The sequence below is a fragment of the Kribbella sp. VKM Ac-2571 genome, from assembly GCF_004362255.1.
Taxonomy (GTDB): domain Bacteria; phylum Actinomycetota; class Actinomycetes; order Propionibacteriales; family Kribbellaceae; genus Kribbella; species Kribbella pratensis.
In genome coordinates, this window is record NZ_SNWS01000016.1 from 135,634 (window position 1) to 153,488 (window position 17,855).

Sequence of the window (17,855 nt, forward strand, 5' to 3'; positions counted from 1 at the left end):
TCGCCGGGCAGATGACAACGTAGGACAGTCGACCAGCCGCTCCCTGGAGGCATCACATGTCCGACCGCCGCCGCACGCTCTCCCGCCGCAGTGCGCTGGGTCTCACCGCGGGCCTGGGTCTCGCCGCGACAGTCTCGCCGTCGCTCGCGTTCGGTGCCACACCTGCTCCGTCGGCGTACCCGAAAGGACAGCGGCCGCGGCTGCTGAACGTGTTCGCCGAGGATTCGCTCAGCCTCCCGGAGCGGACGCTGGCCACCACACTGCAGGGATTGATGGCGCGGCGCGGCGGCGAGTCGCTGTACCTGAACCTGCCGACGCTCGGCTACCAGCACTGGCTCGACGACCTGGTTTCGCGGTACGGCGTCCAGGCGCGTCCCGGAGACCTGTGGAAAACCGTCAAGCGGTCCGGCGTCCGCGGATATGTTCTCTTTCGTACGGGCACTCCGTCGGTCAACGTCGCGACCACGCTCGCCGGCGTGACGGGTGCCGTGGCGATCGAGGAAAGCCTGGAGGCACTCGCGATCCGGAACGGACTGCGCAAGGTCCTGGACGTGCGGGACAAGGACGACCGCTGGGTGTTCGAGACGTACTGGCCCCGGCTGCGGCACGACGTCGTGGTCGAGCAGCGCGCCGACATCCCGGAACGGCTCCGGGACTACGTCACGATGGCGGGGACGCTCGCCTTCTTCGACGGGAACTCGGAGTTCCGCGCCGATGTGGTCGACGCGCTGGACGACGACGGCACGGTCATCGGCTGGGGCGATGCCTCGGCGGGCGAGGACGCCTTCATCGGCGTGAACTCGGCGACCGGCGTCAAAGCCCTGCCCGCCGACCACGCCCGCAACCTGTCGGTGCTGTCAGGCATCTCCGAAGACCGCCTGACGCAACACGTCCCGGCTCAACCTCCGGCGCCGGATCCCGACGCGCATTACGTCACCTTCCTGATCACCGACGGCGACAACATTCAGTGGGCTCTGGGCGACTTTCCCACCGACCCGCGGTGGTTCGGGAGTCCGCGCCGCGGCGAGGTCGACCTCGGTTGGGGCATCTCCCCGTCGCTGATCGATCTCGCGCCGTCCGTGATGCGCTGGTTCTACGACCAGTCGCGGAAGGATCGCTGGGTCGTCGGCCCGTCGGGCGGCGGGTACATGTACCCGAGCCGCTACCCCACCGCCGCTCTGGACAAGCACACCGCGTCCCTCGCCCGGGCTATGGGACGGACCGATCTGTCCGTCGCGCAGATCATCGACTTCGACGCGTTCGAGAACACTCGGCTGTGGTCGTCGTACCTCAAACGCCCCGAGATCGACGGCCTCATCTACCTCGAGTACTCCAGGTACGACGGTCTCAAGGGCAAGGTGGTCTGGTCCGAGGGGAAGCCGGTGATCTCGGCCCGGACCATGCTCTGGGAGGGCCTCGACGGCGCCGACGAGGCCTCTGTCACCGCGGAATTGAACGCCGCGACCCGCAACCCCTTCTCCACGGCCGGCTACTCGGTCGTCGTCTGGCACGCGTGGAGCAAGTCCGTCGACGACGTCCTCACCGTCGTCAACGGCCTCGCCCCCCACGTCAAGGTCATCCCACCCGACACCTTGGTCCGCATGCTCGGAAAGCACGCCAGGCCCTAGCGGCTGTCCCGCTGGAGGCGGACCGCCAGGCCATCACAACTGTCCCCGGCCGCCCCGCTCCAGCCTGCCGTGTCCCGTCGGCCCGTGATTGTGATGGCCTGGAGATCCAGGTCAGGTGCGGGGGACCTTGAGTTTGTCCCAGGTTTCCTTGCCGGGGATGCCGTCAGCGTCGGAGCCGGGCTGGGCTACCGAGCCGTGGAAGCCGAGCTTCTGCTGCCAGGCCGAGTAGGACTTGAGATCGCCGGTGCCCCAGGTGTCCTTGTTGGTCTGGCTCTCGTACCTGTCGCACTCGACGGCCACGAGCCGCTCGTGCATCGCCGCGACGATCGGGCTCTTGCGGCCCATCACGAAGAACGACTTGCCCGGGAACGTGACGAACCCGGTGCGCGCCCCGGCCGAGTGCACGTACTTCGGCCGTCCGTAGCCGGCGATCGTGCTGGACATCCGCGTGTGCCGGCCGCACTTGTCGCTGTAGTTGCCCTCGATCGTGTAGACCTTCGAGCCGCTGACCCCGGTCACGAGGCCAACGTGATCGATCCTCGACTTGAGATCGGTGCCGTCCCAGTCGAAGAAGACGATGTCGCCCCGCTGGATCCCCGCGACGTCCACGTGCCACTGGTCATGCGTCTTGAACGCGTGGGCGTGCGCGGTCGTCAGCGCGAAGTCCTTCCCGAACGTGACCGCGTCCTCGTTGCCCGAGTGGAACGCCCAGAAGGTGATCGAGGCGTCGCACCAGGCGAAGTTGCCGTTGAACGCCGAGCCGTTGCGCTCGCGGTACCACTTCTGGATGTGGTTCGGCTCGCCGAGGCCGATGTCGTCCTCGGCGATGCTGATCATGTCCTCGACGCCGCTCATGATTCTGCACCGCCACCGGCCAACGACGGTTCCTGGTCACCGGCCGGCGGCTTGCGGCCGAACTCACCGTCCTCGGCGGGCCCGAACTCGGCCTCGAGTTCCTCCGCCTCGTTGTCGATGTCATGGTCGAAGCTCGGTTCGACGAGCAACGCGGCCTGGTCTTCCTGCGACATGTCGTCCGGCATCTGGTCCAACTCGTCCAGCGACGGCCGTGCGTTATCGGTCATGACAATGCCTCCCCCTCACCACGATGAAAGCCCCCAGCCCTGATCCATTCATCATGCTCCGGCCCGTCGCCTTCGTCCACGGCGGGATTCAGAGCCGCCGGAAGTACACGGCCACCGGCAGCTGCACACATCCGAGCGACTCGTAGAACGCGCGCGCCGGCGCGTGGAAGTCGTCGCCTCCGGTGCCGATCTCGACGTACTCCGCATCCTCGGCTCGCATCGCGGCGAACGCGTGCTCACAGAGCGCGGTGGCGATGTTGGAGCGGCGGTGCTCGCGCGCGACCGCCAGGAGAGCGACAGTACCCCGATGCCGGGCGGTGTCGAGATGCCAGGCGACGTACCCGGCAGGTACTTCGTCAGCGACGGCAACGGCGACGTACTTGTGTGCGGCCGGATCGTGCAGCCCAGGGACCAGCCGGCGATAGTCGCCACGCCAGTCGCCGTGCTGGCGGGTGAAGATCAGGTCGCCGACCAGCGGCCGGAACGATTCCTCGTAGAACGGCCCGAACGTGTCGATGGTGAGGTCGATGAGCCGGGCCAGGTCAGCGTCGACGTAGGAACGAATGTGCATGGAGCGTGCCTCTCGCGAGTGAAGGAGAAATCCGGGCAGGCGCGACCGGCTCACCGCACGCGCGCAGGCGGCGGCGGTGGGCCGGGATCAGCGCCGGGTACGCCCGGCGGCGAAGCACTCCATGTCCACGATGCTAGCGAGCCGGCGGTGGTACGGCGACCGGGATTGTATGGATCTGGCCGGTTCGGGGGCCCTTGACGAGGCGGCCGAGGTTGTCGGCGATGCTGTCGGCCATCCGCCATTCCGCGGTCAGGATGCACAGCGTCGGGCCGTCGAAGTCGACCAGGCCGAGTGCGAACGGCGCCCGGTTCTCGGGTACGTCGATGCGCTCGAGGATCTCGCCGCCCGCCGCGACGCGGACCACGCCCTCGCCGCCGGTCTGGCACCAGATCGCGCCCTCGGCATCGAGGCAGATACCGTCCGGGCCGAGGTTCTCGGCGTACACGCGGCGGTTCGACAACCCGCCGTCCGGCTCGACGTCGAACGCGGTCAGCCGCCCGGCGAACGACTCCGCGATCACCAGCGTCCGGCCGTCCGGCGTCAGCACCATCCCGTTCGGGAACTCGATGTCGTCGGCGACCTGCCGCACCCGGCCGTCCGGCGTGACCAGCTTGATCCAGCCGGGTACCGGCTCCTCGCCACCGGAGAAGTCGAAGTCCGCGCCGTCCAGATAGATGTTGCCCCGGGCATCCACCACGATCTCGTTCGCGCCCTGCTCGGCGAGCACGGTGATCGAGCCGTCGGGCTCGTACCGGCGCAGCTTGTCGCCGGTGGTCAGCATCCGGCCGTCCGGCAACCAGTCGACGGACCAGCCCATCAGGCGTTCGACCGGTGCCTCGAAGGTCTCTGTCGTACCGTCGGCGTCGACAGCGACGATCTGCTGCGCGATCCAGTGGCAGAACCACAACCGGTCGTCGTGCCAGCGCGCGCCTTCGGGAAAGGCCAGGTTGTCCAGCAGGAGCTTCATCACGTCACCTCGTTCGTCGTTTCGGGCTCGTTCACCCCCTACACGAACGCGGCCCGGTCAGATCGACGGCTCAGCAGAAAAAGTACCGCGATCAGCGGCAAGGTCACGAGGTACGCCGTCCGCAGGTCGACGACCCGTGCGAGTACGGCGAGGAGCGCCGGCGCGACGAGGATCGCCGTACCCGAGGCCATTGCACCAACCGCGGCGAGGCGGGCCGAGCTGAGGCCGGGGGTCGCGACGAGGGCTGCGAGCGTCACCGGGTACAGCGGGGCGACTCCGAGACCGGCCACGACCAGGCCGAGCGCGACCACGGCCGGCGCGTCGAACAGGCTCACCAGGATGGTGCCGCAGGCGGCGAGCGCGCCGGACGGAAAGACCGGCGACCAGCCGCGGTACCGGATCGGTCCGATCGCACGGCCGACCGCCATACCGATCGGGAACGCGCTGCCGAGCAGCGCGGCCGCTGCCGTGGGCAACCCGCTGGCCACCAACCGCGCCACAGCCCACACCACAAAACAGAACTCGACCGACACGGCGAGAACCACCCGGAGCCACCCCGCGCCGACGTCCATAACAACCCGCCGCCCCACGCGCCGCCACTTTCCCCCAAGCCCAACAGCCGGCGCCGAATCAATCAACACCGGCACCTCCGGCCCTGACCGCCCCCCTTCCGCGCCCCACGCAGGGGCCCCGGCTGGCTCGCCAGCCCTCTCCCCCGGTCGCTCATCTTCCGCGTTCCACTGAGGCGGCGCCGCGTCGCGCGCGTTTGTTGCCTGGAGCGGTCGGGAGCGCCGGGTTAGCACTGCTAGGAGAAGGAGTGGAGGGGCTGCGGCGAGCATGGCGTAGCGGCCGCTGGGGCCCAGACCGTCCAGGGTGCCGATTGCTAGCGGCGCTAGGATTCCGGTTCCGCTGGCGACCGCGTTGACCCGACTCAGCCGGGCGGCGGCCATCGGGCCGTTGAGCATCAGCGGGGCGACCAGCACAAGCAGCGCGCCGCCGAGGCCGACCAGCAAACCGCCGGCAATAGCCACCGAGTACGCCGGTGCAACCGCGATGAGCACCGCCCCCACCGCGCAGACGACCGATCCGAGTCCAAGCACCGTCGGCATCGGCCAGAGCCTGAGCATCCGCGGACCGATCACCGCGACCAGCAACAGCCCGACCGCGAACCCCGAGGACATCAGCGCCAGCCGACCGGTCGGCTCTTCGAGATCCCGCGCAAGGATCGCCACACACGCGCCGAGCCCGGCCAGCACGAACCCCATCGCCGACAGCGCGATGCCGATGCGTATCTCGTCGCCGCGGGCACCGCTCCGCGCCGTGGCCTTCCCGCCCGCTGTCACTCCAGACCTTTGAACAGCGCGTCGAGCCGATGCAGATCAGCCAGCTCGATGTCCGCCGAAATGCCCTTCAAACCAGCCGTGAGCGCACCAGACGCCCGACCGGCCGACAATCCGACCACAGTGTCCTCGACCACCAGGCATGAGGTCACGGGTACGCCGAGAAGCTCCGCCGCTCTGAGGTACCCCTCCGGGTCCGGCTTGCCGCGGCTGACGTCGTCGACGGTGACTAGGACCGACGGCGCGATCCCGGCCGCGGTGAGCCGCACCTTCGCGAGCTGGGCCGGCGCACTGGTGTAGACCGCCCACGGCAGCCCGATCCGGTCGAGCGTGGCGAGCAGTTCCACCGCACCCGGCTTCGCCACCACACCATCGGCGTCGTTGACCTCGAGATCGAGCACCCGCGCCCCCGCCGCGGCACGCTCGGCCGGTGTCGCGTCGGGCAGCATCTGCGCGACGGTCGCCACCGCGGGGTTCCCGTGCGCGACGGCGAGCACCTCGGCCGGCGAGATGCCGTACTCCGTCGCCCAGCGGGACCAGCTCCGGTCGACGATCGCGTCGGAATCGACCAGAGTGCCGTCCATGTCGAACAGGACCGCGCGGATGTCCCGGATCTCCATGAGCCCTCCTATTAAACTCGTCCTCCGAGCATAACGGGAAGGGCAGCGATGACTCCAGTACGCCGTGGACAGTGGCAGACGGCTGCCGACGTACTGACCCAGCTCACCCGGCAGCCCGGGATCACACGGGCGGCGGTCGCACGGGCGCTGCGATTGAGCACGAGTTCGGCGACCGAGGTGACCGCTCGGCTACGCGACGTACACCTGCTGACCGAGGTGCCTGCTCCCAGTCAGGGCCGTGGTCGGCCGACCACGGTGCTGCAGCCGCATCCGCAGGGACCTGTGGTGCTCGTACTCGACCTGAGGCAGAGCAGTTGGCGGAGCGCGGTTGTAGCGCTCGACGGGTCGCTGCAAGAGCCGCAGTACAGGCGGCACCGGAGTCGGCGCGCACAGGTCGTTCTGAACAACCTGCGGCGGGAGGTGGAGCAGGCGCAGCAGCGGTACGGCGCTCGGCTCCAGATGGTGAGCCTCGCCGTACCGGGCACTGTTCGTGACAACCACCTGATGCAGGCACCGACGCTGGAGTGGGTCGAGCTGGATCTTGCACAGGTCACTGGCGACACCGGCGTACCGCTGCTTGCCGGCAACGACGCGACGCTGAGTGGGGTGGCAGAGGCGCGTACTGGCGCTGCTGCAGGAGCTGGAACGGCGGTGCACCTCATCATCGAGGTGGGGATCGGCGGGACGCTGCTGATCGACGGGGTGCCGGCGCAGGGCGCGTCGGGAGCAGGTGGCGAGTACGGCCACATGCCCTTTGGTGATCGGTCTCGTGAGTGTCCGTGTGGTGCACGTGGCTGCTGGGACCTGGAGATCGACGGACGGGCGCTGGCGCGTTATCTGAAGCAGCCGACGCCGGATGATCCCGTTGCCTACACAGAAGAAGTACTGCGGCGCAGTGACCGGGCTGCCCGCGCTGCGGTGACCAGGGTGGTCGCTTCACTGGGCTACGGCATCGCAGGTCTCGTGAACGCGCATGACCCGGATGTGGTGACGATCGGCGGTCTGGCGATCCCACTGCGGGCCGCTGCGGAGGAGACGTTCGCAGAGGCGTACGAGAGCGGGCTGATGACGTTCCATCGCGCCGCTCCTCCACCAGTGCTGCCGGCGACCCACCAGCCTGACGGGCCGCTCCGTGGCGCGGCAGCGCTGGCACTCGACCAGCTCACCAGCGAGCAGGCCATCGCAGCCTGGGTCGCTCAGCGCTAGTCGGTCGCCTCCACTTCTGCGGCCTCTTCAGCAGCCCCTTCAGCGGTCTCTTCGACGCGGGGCTTGGGGACGATCGGGGGTTCCACCTTGGCCAGGATCTCGAGGATGTCGTGCCGGTGGTGCTGGATCTCGTGGGCGGTGTGCCGGATGATCCAGCCCAGCGTGCGCGGCGCCCGGACCGGGTAGTTGTACAACCCCAGCTTCCCCAGCTCCTGCGGCTGCAGCACCCGCGCCGCCGCCCCGAACTCGCGCGCGAACCGCACCAGCGCGGCCGCGACCTCCATCGGGTCCTGGTTCTCGTACTTCTCCTGCTTCACCCGCCCGGTCCGGTCCATCGGCGCATACACCGGCCGGTCCTCAGCCAGGCACTGCGCGATCCGGTGCCGCTGCACCTCCAGTACGTCGCGCACGTGGCACGCGTACTCGATCGCCGACCACACGTCCGGCTCCGGTCGCAGGCGCACCACGTTCGGGTCCGGACCGGCCGCGGCCTTCGTCAGCGCCATACTGCAGTCCGCCGCCTGCCGGACGAGCAGCGTCACCGTGCCCTGCAAGGTCCCGGTGTCGTAGTTGAAACCGCACTGCTCGCAGTACCCGTCGACCGGGGGCTGCTGCTTGCTCAACTGCTACTCCCTCTGAATCTCCACGCATGATCGACCGGACCGATGCCGTCGCCGAGAGCGAAGCCGGCCGCGATCGCCCCGGTCACATACTCCTTCGCAGCACCGACAGCACCCGGTACGTCGTACCCGCGAGCAAGGTACGACGCGATGGTGCTGGCCAGCGTGCATCCCGTGCCGTGCGTGTGTCTGTTGTCGGCCCGGAGCGCGCTGTACGAACGCCGTACTCCTGGACCGTGCAGTACGTCGACTGACGCCGTACCGACGTCGTGGCCGCCCTTCACCAGCACCCACGACGCACCTGCCTCGAGCAGAGCCTTCGCGGCGAACTCCCGGTCCTCCACTGTCTCCAGGTCGATGCCGGAAACCGGTCCGAGCTCAGTGAGGTTCGGAGTGAGGACTGTGGCAAGCGGGACGATCTCCGAGCGCACAGCGTCCATCGCGTCGGCGGCGAGGAGTGCGTCACCGTGCTTGGACACCGACACCGGGTCAACCACGACCGGCACGTCCGGCGGCAGGGTCCGCAGCAGCGACGCGACGACGCGGACCATCGACTCGGACGCCAGCATGCCCGTCTTCACCGCGTCGACCCCGATGTCGTCCACGACGCTGCGGAACTGGGCGCGAACCTGCTCCTCCGGCAGCTCCCAGGCACCCTGGACGCCGACGCTGTTCTGCGCGGTGATCGCGGTCAGGACGCTCATGCCGTGCACGCCGTTCGCGAGCATCGCCTTCAGGTCCGCCTGGATCCCGGCCCCGCCGCCGGAGTCGGAACCGGCGATCGTCAACACTCTGGGGGGCGGCATCTCAACTCCTGAAATGGGCGTGTCCGGTGTCCGCAGCATACGGCGCGCCGTCCACGGTCACCGTCCCGGCCGGTCGTTCCTCGTTGCCCTCAGCAACCGAGCCGATCACTGTCCAGCCCTCGGGGACGTCGGCCGGCTCGAACGTACCGACCAGGGCGTGGTCCTCGCCGCCGGCCAGCACGAACTTCAGCGCGTCCACACCGGTCGCCGCAGCCACCGCCTGCAGCGGCTCGGGTATGGTCAGCGCCTTCGTGTGCACGTCGATGATCACCTGGCTCGCCGCCGCGATGTGGCCGAGATCGGACAGCAGGCCGTCGCTCACGTCACACAACGAGGAGGCGCCGGCGAGCGCGGCCCGCGGACCTTCGGCGTACGGCGGTTGCGGGCGACGGTGTGCCTCGACGACGGCCCGCGGCGAGCGGAACCCGCGAGCGAGCACCGCCCAGCCCGCCTCGGCCCAACCGAGCCGGCCGATGTACGCGACCTCGTCCCCCGGGCGGGCGCCCGAGCGCAGCACCGGCGGACGACCGTCGAGCGAACCGAAGGCGGTCACCGAGACGACGATCCTGTCGGACTGGACCGTGTCGCCGCCGATGATGCTCGCCTCGACCAGTTCGCACTCGTCGACGAGGCCTTGGTTCAGCTCCAGCGCCCACGCGGTCGGCAGGTCGGCAGGGCCGCCGAATCCGACCACGAGCGCGGTCGGGCGCGCACCCATCGCCGCTACGTCGGCCAGATTCTGTGCGGCGGCCTTGCGGCCCACGTCGTACGCCGACGACCAGTCCTGGCGGAAATGCCGGCCCTCGACCAGTAGGTCCGTCGTGATCACCATGCGGCCGTCCGGCACCGCCATCACCGCCGCGTCGTCCCCGGGACCGACCAGGACGTCCTCACCTGTGGACAGCCCCTTGGTGACGGCCGCGATCAGGCCGAACTCACCCGTGCTCCCCAACGTCTCTGTCACGTCAGCAGACCTCCCATATACCCACCGGGAGTCTAGGCGGTACCGTGACCGGGCAACGAGTACGCCCGGCCACCTGGCAGTACTGTGGCTGGAGCCAGCTGAGGACGACTGAGTGGAGAACGACGTGGTGGTCCAGGCCTACATCCTGATCCAGACCGAGGTCGGCCGTGCTGCCGACGTCGCGGCGCAGATCGCCGAGGTCCAGGGCGTCACCCTGGCCGAGGACGTCACCGGTCCGTACGACGTGATCGTCCGCGCGGAAGCCCGCAACGTCGACGAACTGGGCAAACTGGTGGTTGCCCGGGTCCAGAACGTCCCCGGCATCACCCGCACCCTGACCTGCCCCGTCGTCCACATCTGAACCAGACCCGACCGTAGACATGGGGTCCCGCCACTCCTTCGGCATGCCCAAGCTCCTGCCCACCGGACCACGCCGGTCCACGCCCCCGCCCCACCCCGGCCGGCTCGCCGTACGCAACCGGCTCGCTCTGCACGGCCGGCTCGCTCTGCGCCGGGTCGGTCGGCTCGGTCTGCGCGGTCGGCTCGGTGTGCGCGGGCTGGTGGGTCTGGTTGGGCTGTTGCTGGTTGCCGGGTGCAGCCCGGGGCCGACGCCGGTGCCTGTGCCGTCTCCCGCGCCTGAGGTCGCGGCCGCCTGCGCCGAGCTCGTCAAGGCGCTCCCCGCCAAGGTCCTGGACGCCGAACGTCGTGAGGCCTCCCCGAAGAGCCCGCTGACCGCGGCGTACGGCGACCCGCCGATCGAGATGACCTGCGGCGTCACGCCCCCGGCCGGCATGGCCGAGGCCCAGTCCCAGTGCTTCGAGGTCAACGGCGTCGGCTGGTTCGCCAAACAGGTCGAGAACGGCTTCATCTTCACCACCATCGGCCGCAGCCTCTACTTCGAGGTCGCCGTCCCCGCCAAGTACACCCCCGAAGCCAACGCCCTCACCGACGTCTCCGACGCTGTCCAGAAGCACAACAAGCTCGTCACCCCCTGCACCTGACGACCCGCATACCTCTCGACGGAGTTCGAGACTTCTCTCGCGTCGGCGTACTGGGCGGGGGCGGTGGACAGCTGCCCTTCAGGCGATCAGATCGGCGAAGACCACCAGATTCGCCTCGTACTTCTTCTTCACGGCATCGAGCCCACCGCACGTGATCAGTCGCAGCCCGGCGTGGTCGATATCGCCGTAGACCGCGGCGCTCGGGAAGGTGGCCTTCGGGTACTCCTGGACCCGGCTCACCCGGAAGGTTGCGGTTGAGCGGTCCTGCCGGGCCACCATGATCTTGTCGCCGGGCTTCAGCAAGGCGAGCCTGGCGAAGACACCGGGCCGGCCGGACCAGTGGACGTGGCCGGCGATAACGGCTGGGCCTGTCTCCCCGGGTGTGGGGGCACCGGTGAACCAGCCGGCCGGGAAGCCGTTCGGCGGCACCTGCAAACTGCCGTTGCGGGTGAGGCCGAGACGCATCAGACCTGAATCCACACCGATCGCTGGGATCCGCACCCGGATCGGGGTGGACGTGCGCAGCGAGGCCGGCTTTCCGCGCCCGTGACCGTGGGGTGATCGTTGGGACGGTTCGGCGGAGGGCTCCGTGCGGGGTGCTGGGGTGTCCTTGCCTACCGCAACGGTGCGTCTCTTGGTCGGGGGGCCGGTGTTCGGTGTGCTCGGCGTGGGTGTGATGACGGTGGTGGTTGGCGCGGCGGCTCCGCTCGCGACCTCGGCCGACTGTGCGCCTTGAGTCTGCCCCGTGCCCGACTCAGTGGTACATCCGGCCAGAGTGAGGGTGGTCGCGAGGAACAGAACCGCCGCGCCGGTCCTCATGGCGTGCCGGCCAGGGCCCACCAGAACCAGGGGAAGGTCGGCGGCTCCACGAGGAGGATCGACGGGCCGGACGCATCACCCGTTCCCACAGAACCTCCCGGCGTCCTGGTCACCTGCGGCGGCCTAGGCGAAACCGTCGGCACCGGCGGTGTCGTCGGCGGTGTGGTCGGCGGCGTGGTCGGCGGCGTGGTCGGCGGCGTGGTCGGCGGCGTGGTCGGCGGCGTGGTCGGCGGTGTCGTCGGCGGCGTGGTCGGCGGCGTGGTCGGCGGCGTGGTCGGCGGTGTCGTCGGCGGCGTGGTCGGCGGTGTCGTCGGCGGTGTCGTCGGCGGTGTCGTCGGCGGTGTCGTCGGCGGCGTGGTCGGCGGCGTGGTCGGCGGCGTGGTCGGCGGCGTGGTCGGCGGCGTGGTCGGCGGCGTGGTCGGCGGTGTCGTCGGCGGTGTCGTCGGCGGTGTCGTCGGCGGTGTCGTCGGCGGCGTGGTCGGCGGTGTCGTCGGTGGGGTGGTGGTGCAGGTTGGTTTGGTGAGGGTGTTGGTGTCCAGGGTCACCGAGCCGTTGCGAGCCAGCATTCGGCCGACCGCGGTGGCACCGGTGTCCATCGTGATCGATGTCAGCGCCATGATGGTCCCGCGGAACTGGGTCGCCGTACCGATCGTCGCCGAGCTACCCACCTGCCAGAACACATTGCACGCCTGAGCGCCGTTGGTCAGCACCACGCTGCTGCTGGACGCAGTGGTGAGCGTGGAGCCCGCCTGGAACACGAACACCGCCCCCGCGTCGCCTTCGGCGTTCAGAGTCAACGCCCCGGTCAGCCCCATCGAGGAGGCCGAGTTGTAGACGCCCCGGGTCAGCGTCTTGCCGCCCAGGTCGTCCGTGACCGGCGTCGGCGGCGACTCCCCGGCGGCGACGTTGTAGGCCGTGACCAGATCCTTCTTCGCCTCCTGGGTCACGTTGTCGCCGGCGTGGTTCGTTCCGGTGATCGTCATCGTTCCGGTGCCGGTGATCGCCGGGTTCGGGAAGCTGCCGATGTCCCCCGTCAGCACCGTCGGACCGGTGTTGGTGATTCCCGAGCCGGCCAGGACCACAAAACTCTCGGCGGTGCCGAGTGGCACCGCCACGGCTGCGGCCTGCGCATCTCCCCCGTTGACGAGCAGACCGCCCGCGGATACGACGAGCGCCGCGGCGACCGCCAGTACGCTCAGCCGGAACCGGCCGAGTGTGGGCGCAGAGGTGGGCAACTTCATGATCGGTTTCACCCTCAGTCCATCGATAAGCCGCCTGCTCCGTAACAGGACAACTTGTTGATCGGGCAGTTCGTCGTTGGAGATGCGCGGTCGCAAGAAATGACATCGAGCGATCCGGGACAGGTCCAGGCCCGGCAACAGGACATCGGGAGATCGCCACGGGAAGCAGAACCTTCGCTGCCCCGCCGTCGTGCTGGCGTCCCGTTCGATCAGCGGCGGCCTCACGAGCCGTCTCACGCCGATCACAATTTGTTACTGGTAGCAGACGCTAGGTCCATGCTGACTTTCTGTCAACAGTTTGATGCGGGCGCTCGGCAATCAAACGTAGTTGTTGCTTGATTCAACTAGTCCCACGGGTCTCACCGGCATACTCGCTGGTGGTGTCCGGTTGGGGATCTCGGGTGCGACGTCTCGGGTGGAGGCGCCCCGCGGGGGCGCCCGGAGGACAGGAGTGATCGATGAAGTACATGATCCTGACGTACGCGTCACAGCAGGACTACGACGGGATGACGGGGAAGGACACGGGGAAGCCTGCCTGGAAGCCGGAGGACTTCGCAGCGATGGCGCAGTTCATGGACAAGTTCAACAACGACCTGGTCGAGTCGGGTGAGCTGGTCGAGACGCGCGCGCTGGCGGCGCCGGTGCTGACCCGGCGGCTGGGGTCGAAGGACGGGCAGTCGGTGGTGACCGACGGACCGTACGCCGAGACACAAGAGGTGCTCGCCGGGTACTGGATCGTCGAGTGCGAGTCGTTCGACCGGGCCACGGAGATCGCGTCGCGACTCGCCGACACGCCGGCGCCGGAGTTCGTCCGCGCGACGGCGTACGCGGACATCCGGCCGCTTGTCGAGGATCGCGACGACCTGGTGGAGTAACGTGTCATGACTGGTGCTGTCGAGGAGCTGATGCGGGACCTGGCGCCGCAGGTTCTCGGGGCGCTGGTCCGGCGGTACGGGCACTTCTACACGGCTGAGGACGCGGTGCAGGAGGCGCTGCTCGCGGCGGCACAGCAGTGGCCAGTGAACGGGGTGCCGGACAGTCCGCGCGCGTGGCTGATCACGGTCGCTTCTCGTCGGCTGACGGATCTGCTCCGGCGGGAGCAGGCCCGTCAGCGGCGGGAGGACCGGGTCGCGTCCTGGGCGCTGCAGGGTGAGCCGGTCGGGGACGCGGACGACACGTTGGTGTTGTTGTTCCTGTGTTGCCATCCGTCGTTGTCGCCGGCGTCACAGATCGCGTTGACGTTGCGAGCGGTCGGAGGTCTGACGACGGCGGAGATCGCGCGGGCCTTCCTGGTGCCGGAGGCAACCATGACGCGGCGGATCACCCGGGCGAAGACGAGCGTGCAGGACAGCGGCGCGCGGTTCACTATGCCGGCCGATCGCGAGGAGCGGCTCGGCGCGGTGCTGAAGGTCGTGTACCTGATCTTCAACGAGGGTTATGCGAGTACGACGGGGCCGAGTCTTCAACGGGTCGAGTTGGCTGCCGAGGGGATCCGGTTGGCGCGGATGCTGCACAGGCTCCTCCCGGATGACGCCGAGGTCGCCGGGTTGCTGGCGTTGCTGTTGCTGACGGATGCGCGGCGGCCGGCTCGGACCGGGCCGCTCGGCGAACTGGTGCCGATGGCCGAGCAGGACCGGTCGCTGTGGATTCCGGAGCTGATCCGGGAGGGGGTCGAGCTGATCACGAAGACGCTACCGCGTGGGCCGGTCGGGCCGTACCAGTTGCAGGCGGCAATCGCGGCGGTGCATGACGAGTCGCCGACGGCCGAGGAGACGGACTGGCCGCAGATCGTCGCGCTGTACGAGGTGCTGCTGCAACTCACCGACAACCCGATGGTTGCCCTCAACCACGTAGTTGCGGTCGCGATGGCGCGCGGTCCGGACGAGGGGCTCGGGTTGCTGCGGTCGATCGAGCACGACGACCGGATCGCCAAGGACCACAGGCTGTCGGCGGTCCGGGCGCATCTCCTGGAGATGTCCGGCGACGTCCCCGGCGCACGAGCGGCGTACGAGGAAGCAGCCAGCCGCACAACCAGCCTCCCCCAACAACGCTACCTACACGCCCGCGCGAGCACCCTCCCCAACACCTGACCCGCAGCACACCCATCCCGCCCCACACCACATCCCGCCCGCCCGCATCTCGCGCGCACATCCCGCCCGCACACATCCCGCCCACACCACACCCCGCGCACACCACATCCCGCGCGCAGACATCCCGCCCCGTGTCACGTCCTGCGCGCGTCACGTCCCGTTTCGGGTCACATCGTGTTGTGGGGGCGGGGCCGGCGTGGTGGGGGTGTTGAACAGGTTATTTCGTGGGTGCTCGCACCGGTTCCTGTGCGCTGGTGTGGACCCGGCAGGCTGCGGTGGGTCAGCGCAAGTGGTGCCAGGTTTGGCGGTCGGTGGGGCGGTCGTTGGTGGTGGTGCCGGAGGCTGTGTTGAAGTGGCGGCTGATGCGTTGTTGCGGGGTGTACGGCGGCCAGCCTGGATCGCCCGTTGCCGCGAAGTCCACCCAGGACTTGTGCACGAGATCCGCCAGGTGCTGCGGTGGCGCGGGACCCAGCATCGGTGCCGTCGACGGGTCGTCCAGGTTGTCGAAGACGAACGCCAACTCAAGGCCATGGCAGGCGCCGAGGGTGCCGCCGCAGGCGGGCGATCGCCAGCCGAACTCGTAGACGTACGTGCCCTGGTGGGCCTCGGCGAGCCGGATCGCGGGGATGCGGTAGTACGAGTCCGTCATGACCGCCGCCAGCACATCACCTGGCGTGGCACCGGGACGGCCGGCGCGATAACGACGTACGCCGGCCACAGGCAACCCGAAGCGGAGCGAGGCCGCGGCGTACAGGAAGGGTGTGTTCATCCTGGCGCCGACGCCCGTCGGAACGAGGAAGAGCCGCGCCTCCTCGCTGTTCGTGCCGATGAGGAGGTCGACGTCAGCGCCGGCGCCGGCCCGAATGCGGTCGAGAGGCTTGCCGGGCAAGAGATCACCGTCGACCACGGGACTGAACGGCAGCAGCGTGCGGGCAACCTCACCCCACAGCTTGGCGCGCGGTTTCGCCGCCACCTGCTGGCTGAGGTTGTCCTGCGCGGCAAGCAACTGCGCGACAGGCACCCGAGCGATTGCCTCACGCGTCGGCGCCGTACCGAGGGCCGCGGCCAAACGAGCGCCGACCTGGCGCGCGGACGACGGCCCGATCGTGTTGTGAGCGGCGCCCGACTCGGCGATCGCCCGATGGAACAGACCTTCGGCAGCGGGCATCGCGAGCAATGTGCAGACGCTCATCGCACCGGCCGACTCGCCGAAGATCGTCACGTTGCCCGGGTCGCCGCCGAAGCCGTCGATGTTGTCGCGAATCCAGGTCAGGGCCGCGATCTGATCGAGCAGCCCCAGATTCGGCGTACCCTCACCGAACCACAGGAACCCGTCGGCACCGAGCCGGTAGTTGATCGTCACCAGTACGACGCCGTCGCGGGCGAACCGCGTGCCGTCGTACACGGACAAGGCGCCGGAGCCGCTCGTGAACGAGCCGCCGTGGATGAATACCATCACCGGCGCCCGCCCGCTCAACCCCGGGCGTCCAGACGTTCAGGTTCAGGTAGTCGTCTCCCGGGATGATCGTCCGCGGAATCAGTTGACCCATCACGCCCTCGGTGCGGGTCTGCGGAGCCGTCGCCCCGTAACCACGCGCGTCACGGGGCGACGTCCACGGCTCCGGCGGTCGGGGCGGCTGGAAGCGGTTCGGGCCGACCGGCGGCGCGGCGTACGGGATGCCCTTGAAGGACAGCACGCTCGCGTCGGTTCCCAGGACGGGGCCGTACTGCGTGCTGACGAGCGGCATCCGGTGGGTCAGCGGAGGCCGGTGGGGCGGGTCATGGCCAGTTGCAGGAGATGCTCGACGAGGGCTGCGTAATCCTTGCCGGAGGCGGCCCACAGTCGCGGGAACATGCTGGTCGGCGTGAACCCGGGCATCGTGTTGATCTCGTTGATGATCACGCGGTTGTCGGCGTCCAGGAAGAAGTCGACCCGCGCCAGCCCCTCGGCCTCGATCGCGTCGAAGGCGATCAGCGCCTTCGAGCGGACCTCGTCCGCGATCTCCGAAGGCAGGTCGGCCGGCACCGAGAGCGCGGTGTACTCCTCACCCTCCGGCAGGTACTTGGTCTCGAAGTCGTAGAAGTCGTGCCCGCCGCCGGAGATCGCGATCTCGCCGCAGACACTGACGTCCGGGTTGGCGCCGTTCAGGCCGCCGAGGACCCCGACCTCGATCTCGCGCGGGCTCTTCGCCGACGCCTCGACGATCACCTTCGGGTCGTGCGCCCGCGCCACCGCGATGGCCTCGTCGAGCTCGTCGAGGCTGTTCACCTTGCTGATCCCGAGGCTGGACCCGCCGCGGCACGGCTTCACGAACACCGGGTAGCCGAGCGCGTCCACGGCCTCCCGGCAGGCGGCCGGGTCCCGGGTCCAGTCCCGGTCGCGGATCACGACGTACGGCGTGACCTCGAGTCCGGCGGCCTGGAAGACGACCTTCATGTAGTGCTTGTCCATGCCGACGGCGCTCGCGAGGACGCCGGAACCGACGTACCGGATGTCGGACATCTCGAGCAGGCCCTGGATGGTGCCGTCCTCGCCCCACGGTCCGTGCAGCAGCGGGAAGACCACGTCGACCTCGCCGAGCGTGCTCGGCACCTGGTCGGGTTCGCTGACCACGAGTTCGCGGTTCGCGCCGAACAGCACCGGCATCGCGGTCACGTCGACCTCCGGGAGCTTGCCGTCGGTGATCGACAGCCGCTCGGGGTCACCGCTCTCGAGCACCCAGTGCCCGCTGGTGCTGATGCCGACCGGGACCACGTCGTACTTGTCCCGATCGATGACCTGCAGGACGTTCGCGGCGGTCACGCACGAGATGGCGTGCTCGCTCGACCGGCCGCCGAAGACGACGGCGACACGGGGCTTTCGCTGACTTTCCGAGTACTCACTCACCGGCTCGACTGTA

The 17,855-nt window shown here is 69.2% G+C and carries 19 protein-coding genes and 1 pseudogene; 6 read left to right on the forward strand and 14 right to left on the reverse strand.

Going from position 1 to position 17,855, the window contains the following annotated elements; translation table 11 throughout:
* The first annotated feature begins 56 nt into the window (after positions 1-56).
* Positions 57-1,628, forward strand: coding sequence for a GxGYxYP domain-containing protein (locus EV651_RS30715; RefSeq protein ID WP_133788752.1), 1,572 nt, complete (start codon positions 57-59; stop codon positions 1,626-1,628).
* 111 nt (positions 1,629-1,739) lie between these two features.
* Here the strand turns inward: EV651_RS30715 and EV651_RS30720 are convergent, their stop codons facing one another.
* From EV651_RS30720 to EV651_RS30745, 6 genes are all read right to left on the reverse strand, one after another.
* A complete protein-coding gene (locus EV651_RS30720) occupies positions 1,740-2,483 on the reverse strand; it encodes a peptidoglycan-binding protein (RefSeq protein ID WP_202870579.1) in 744 nt (247 codons plus the stop codon).
* Complete coding sequence (locus EV651_RS30725; protein ID WP_133788753.1) at positions 2,480-2,710, reverse strand: hypothetical protein; 231 nt, start codon at positions 2,708-2,710, stop codon at positions 2,480-2,482. Before EV651_RS30725 ends, EV651_RS30720 begins: the two co-directional genes overlap by 4 nt.
* An 88-nt stretch (positions 2,711-2,798) precedes the next feature.
* Positions 2,799-3,281, reverse strand: coding sequence for a GNAT family N-acetyltransferase (locus EV651_RS30730; protein WP_133788754.1), 483 nt, complete (start codon positions 3,279-3,281; stop codon positions 2,799-2,801).
* Between the two features lie 133 nt (positions 3,282-3,414).
* Positions 3,415-4,248, reverse strand: coding sequence for an SMP-30/gluconolactonase/LRE family protein (locus EV651_RS30735; RefSeq protein ID WP_133788755.1), 834 nt, complete (start codon positions 4,246-4,248; stop codon positions 3,415-3,417).
* A gap of 38 nt (positions 4,249-4,286) precedes the next feature.
* Positions 4,287-5,591: a sugar MFS transporter gene (locus tag EV651_RS30740; protein ID WP_202870580.1), complete on the reverse strand. Its 1,305-nt coding sequence runs from the start codon at positions 5,589-5,591 to the stop codon at positions 4,287-4,289.
* Positions 5,588-6,208, reverse strand: a complete 621-nt coding sequence (locus EV651_RS30745; protein ID WP_133788756.1) for an HAD-IA family hydrolase — start codon at positions 6,206-6,208, stop codon at positions 5,588-5,590. The genes EV651_RS30740 and EV651_RS30745 overlap by 4 nt, the downstream gene beginning before the upstream one ends.
* Before the next feature lie 48 nt (positions 6,209-6,256).
* Between EV651_RS30745 and EV651_RS30750 the strand changes: the two genes are divergently transcribed.
* Positions 6,257-7,414 (forward strand): ROK family transcriptional regulator, encoded by a 1,158-nt coding sequence (locus EV651_RS30750; protein WP_133788757.1) that lies wholly within the window; start codon positions 6,257-6,259, stop codon positions 7,412-7,414.
* On the opposite strand, the gene EV651_RS30755 is transcribed toward EV651_RS30750, so the two are convergent.
* Genes EV651_RS30755 through EV651_RS30765 form a run of 3 tightly spaced genes read right to left on the reverse strand, consistent with a single transcriptional unit; the run spans position 7,411 to position 9,804 of the window.
* Positions 7,411-8,037: a DinB family protein gene (locus tag EV651_RS30755; protein WP_133788758.1), complete on the reverse strand. Its 627-nt coding sequence runs from the start codon at positions 8,035-8,037 to the stop codon at positions 7,411-7,413. The genes EV651_RS30750 and EV651_RS30755 overlap by 4 nt on opposite strands.
* Positions 8,034-8,840 (reverse strand): bifunctional hydroxymethylpyrimidine kinase/phosphomethylpyrimidine kinase, encoded by an 807-nt coding sequence (gene thiD / locus EV651_RS30760; protein WP_133788759.1) that lies wholly within the window; start codon positions 8,838-8,840, stop codon positions 8,034-8,036. The genes EV651_RS30755 and thiD overlap by 4 nt, the downstream gene beginning before the upstream one ends.
* A gap of 1 nt (position 8,841) precedes the next feature.
* Entirely contained in the window at positions 8,842-9,804 is a 963-nt protein-coding gene (locus EV651_RS30765) for a thiamine-phosphate kinase (protein WP_133788760.1), read from the reverse strand.
* Between the two features lie 127 nt (positions 9,805-9,931).
* On the opposite strand from EV651_RS30765, the gene EV651_RS30770 reads away from it, so the two are divergent.
* Together EV651_RS30770 and EV651_RS30775 are read left to right on the forward strand one after the other, a co-directional pair.
* Positions 9,932-10,165 (forward strand): Lrp/AsnC family transcriptional regulator, encoded by a 234-nt coding sequence (locus tag EV651_RS30770; protein ID WP_198682133.1) that lies wholly within the window; start codon positions 9,932-9,934, stop codon positions 10,163-10,165.
* A gap of 43 nt (positions 10,166-10,208) precedes the next feature.
* Positions 10,209-10,805 (forward strand): DUF3515 domain-containing protein, encoded by a 597-nt coding sequence (locus tag EV651_RS30775; protein WP_133788761.1) that lies wholly within the window; start codon positions 10,209-10,211, stop codon positions 10,803-10,805.
* A gap of 78 nt (positions 10,806-10,883) precedes the next feature.
* On the opposite strand, the gene EV651_RS42645 is transcribed toward EV651_RS30775, so the two are convergent.
* Both EV651_RS42645 and EV651_RS30785 read right to left on the reverse strand, forming a co-directional pair.
* Positions 10,884-11,624, reverse strand: a complete 741-nt coding sequence (locus tag EV651_RS42645) for a class F sortase (protein ID WP_133788762.1) — start codon at positions 11,622-11,624, stop codon at positions 10,884-10,886.
* Entirely contained in the window at positions 11,621-12,865 is a 1,245-nt protein-coding gene (locus tag EV651_RS30785) for an ice-binding family protein (RefSeq protein WP_133788763.1), read from the reverse strand. The genes EV651_RS42645 and EV651_RS30785 overlap by 4 nt, the downstream gene beginning before the upstream one ends.
* Before the next feature lie 458 nt (positions 12,866-13,323).
* Between EV651_RS30785 and EV651_RS30790 the strand changes: the two genes are divergently transcribed.
* Complete coding sequence (locus tag EV651_RS30790; protein ID WP_133788764.1) at positions 13,324-13,740, forward strand: YciI family protein; 417 nt, start codon at positions 13,324-13,326, stop codon at positions 13,738-13,740.
* Between the two features lie 6 nt (positions 13,741-13,746).
* Entirely contained in the window at positions 13,747-14,955 is a 1,209-nt protein-coding gene (locus tag EV651_RS30795; protein WP_133788765.1) for an RNA polymerase sigma factor, read from the forward strand.
* Positions 14,956-15,235: 280 nt separating this feature from the next.
* Here the strand turns inward: EV651_RS30795 and EV651_RS43055 are convergent, their stop codons facing one another.
* From EV651_RS43055 to EV651_RS30805, 3 genes and pseudogenes are all read right to left on the reverse strand, one after another.
* Positions 15,236-16,414, reverse strand: a complete 1,179-nt coding sequence (locus EV651_RS43055) for a carboxylesterase family protein (RefSeq protein ID WP_202870582.1) — start codon at positions 16,412-16,414, stop codon at positions 15,236-15,238.
* 31 nt (positions 16,415-16,445) lie between these two features.
* Positions 16,446-16,703 (reverse strand): annotated as a pseudogene (locus tag EV651_RS43415) (carboxylesterase family protein); the annotation flags it as partial.
* An 8-nt stretch (positions 16,704-16,711) separates the two neighbouring features.
* Complete coding sequence (locus EV651_RS30805; protein ID WP_133788766.1) at positions 16,712-17,842, reverse strand: D-alanine--D-alanine ligase family protein; 1,131 nt, start codon at positions 17,840-17,842, stop codon at positions 16,712-16,714.
* Between the last annotated feature and the right edge of the window lie 13 nt (positions 17,843-17,855).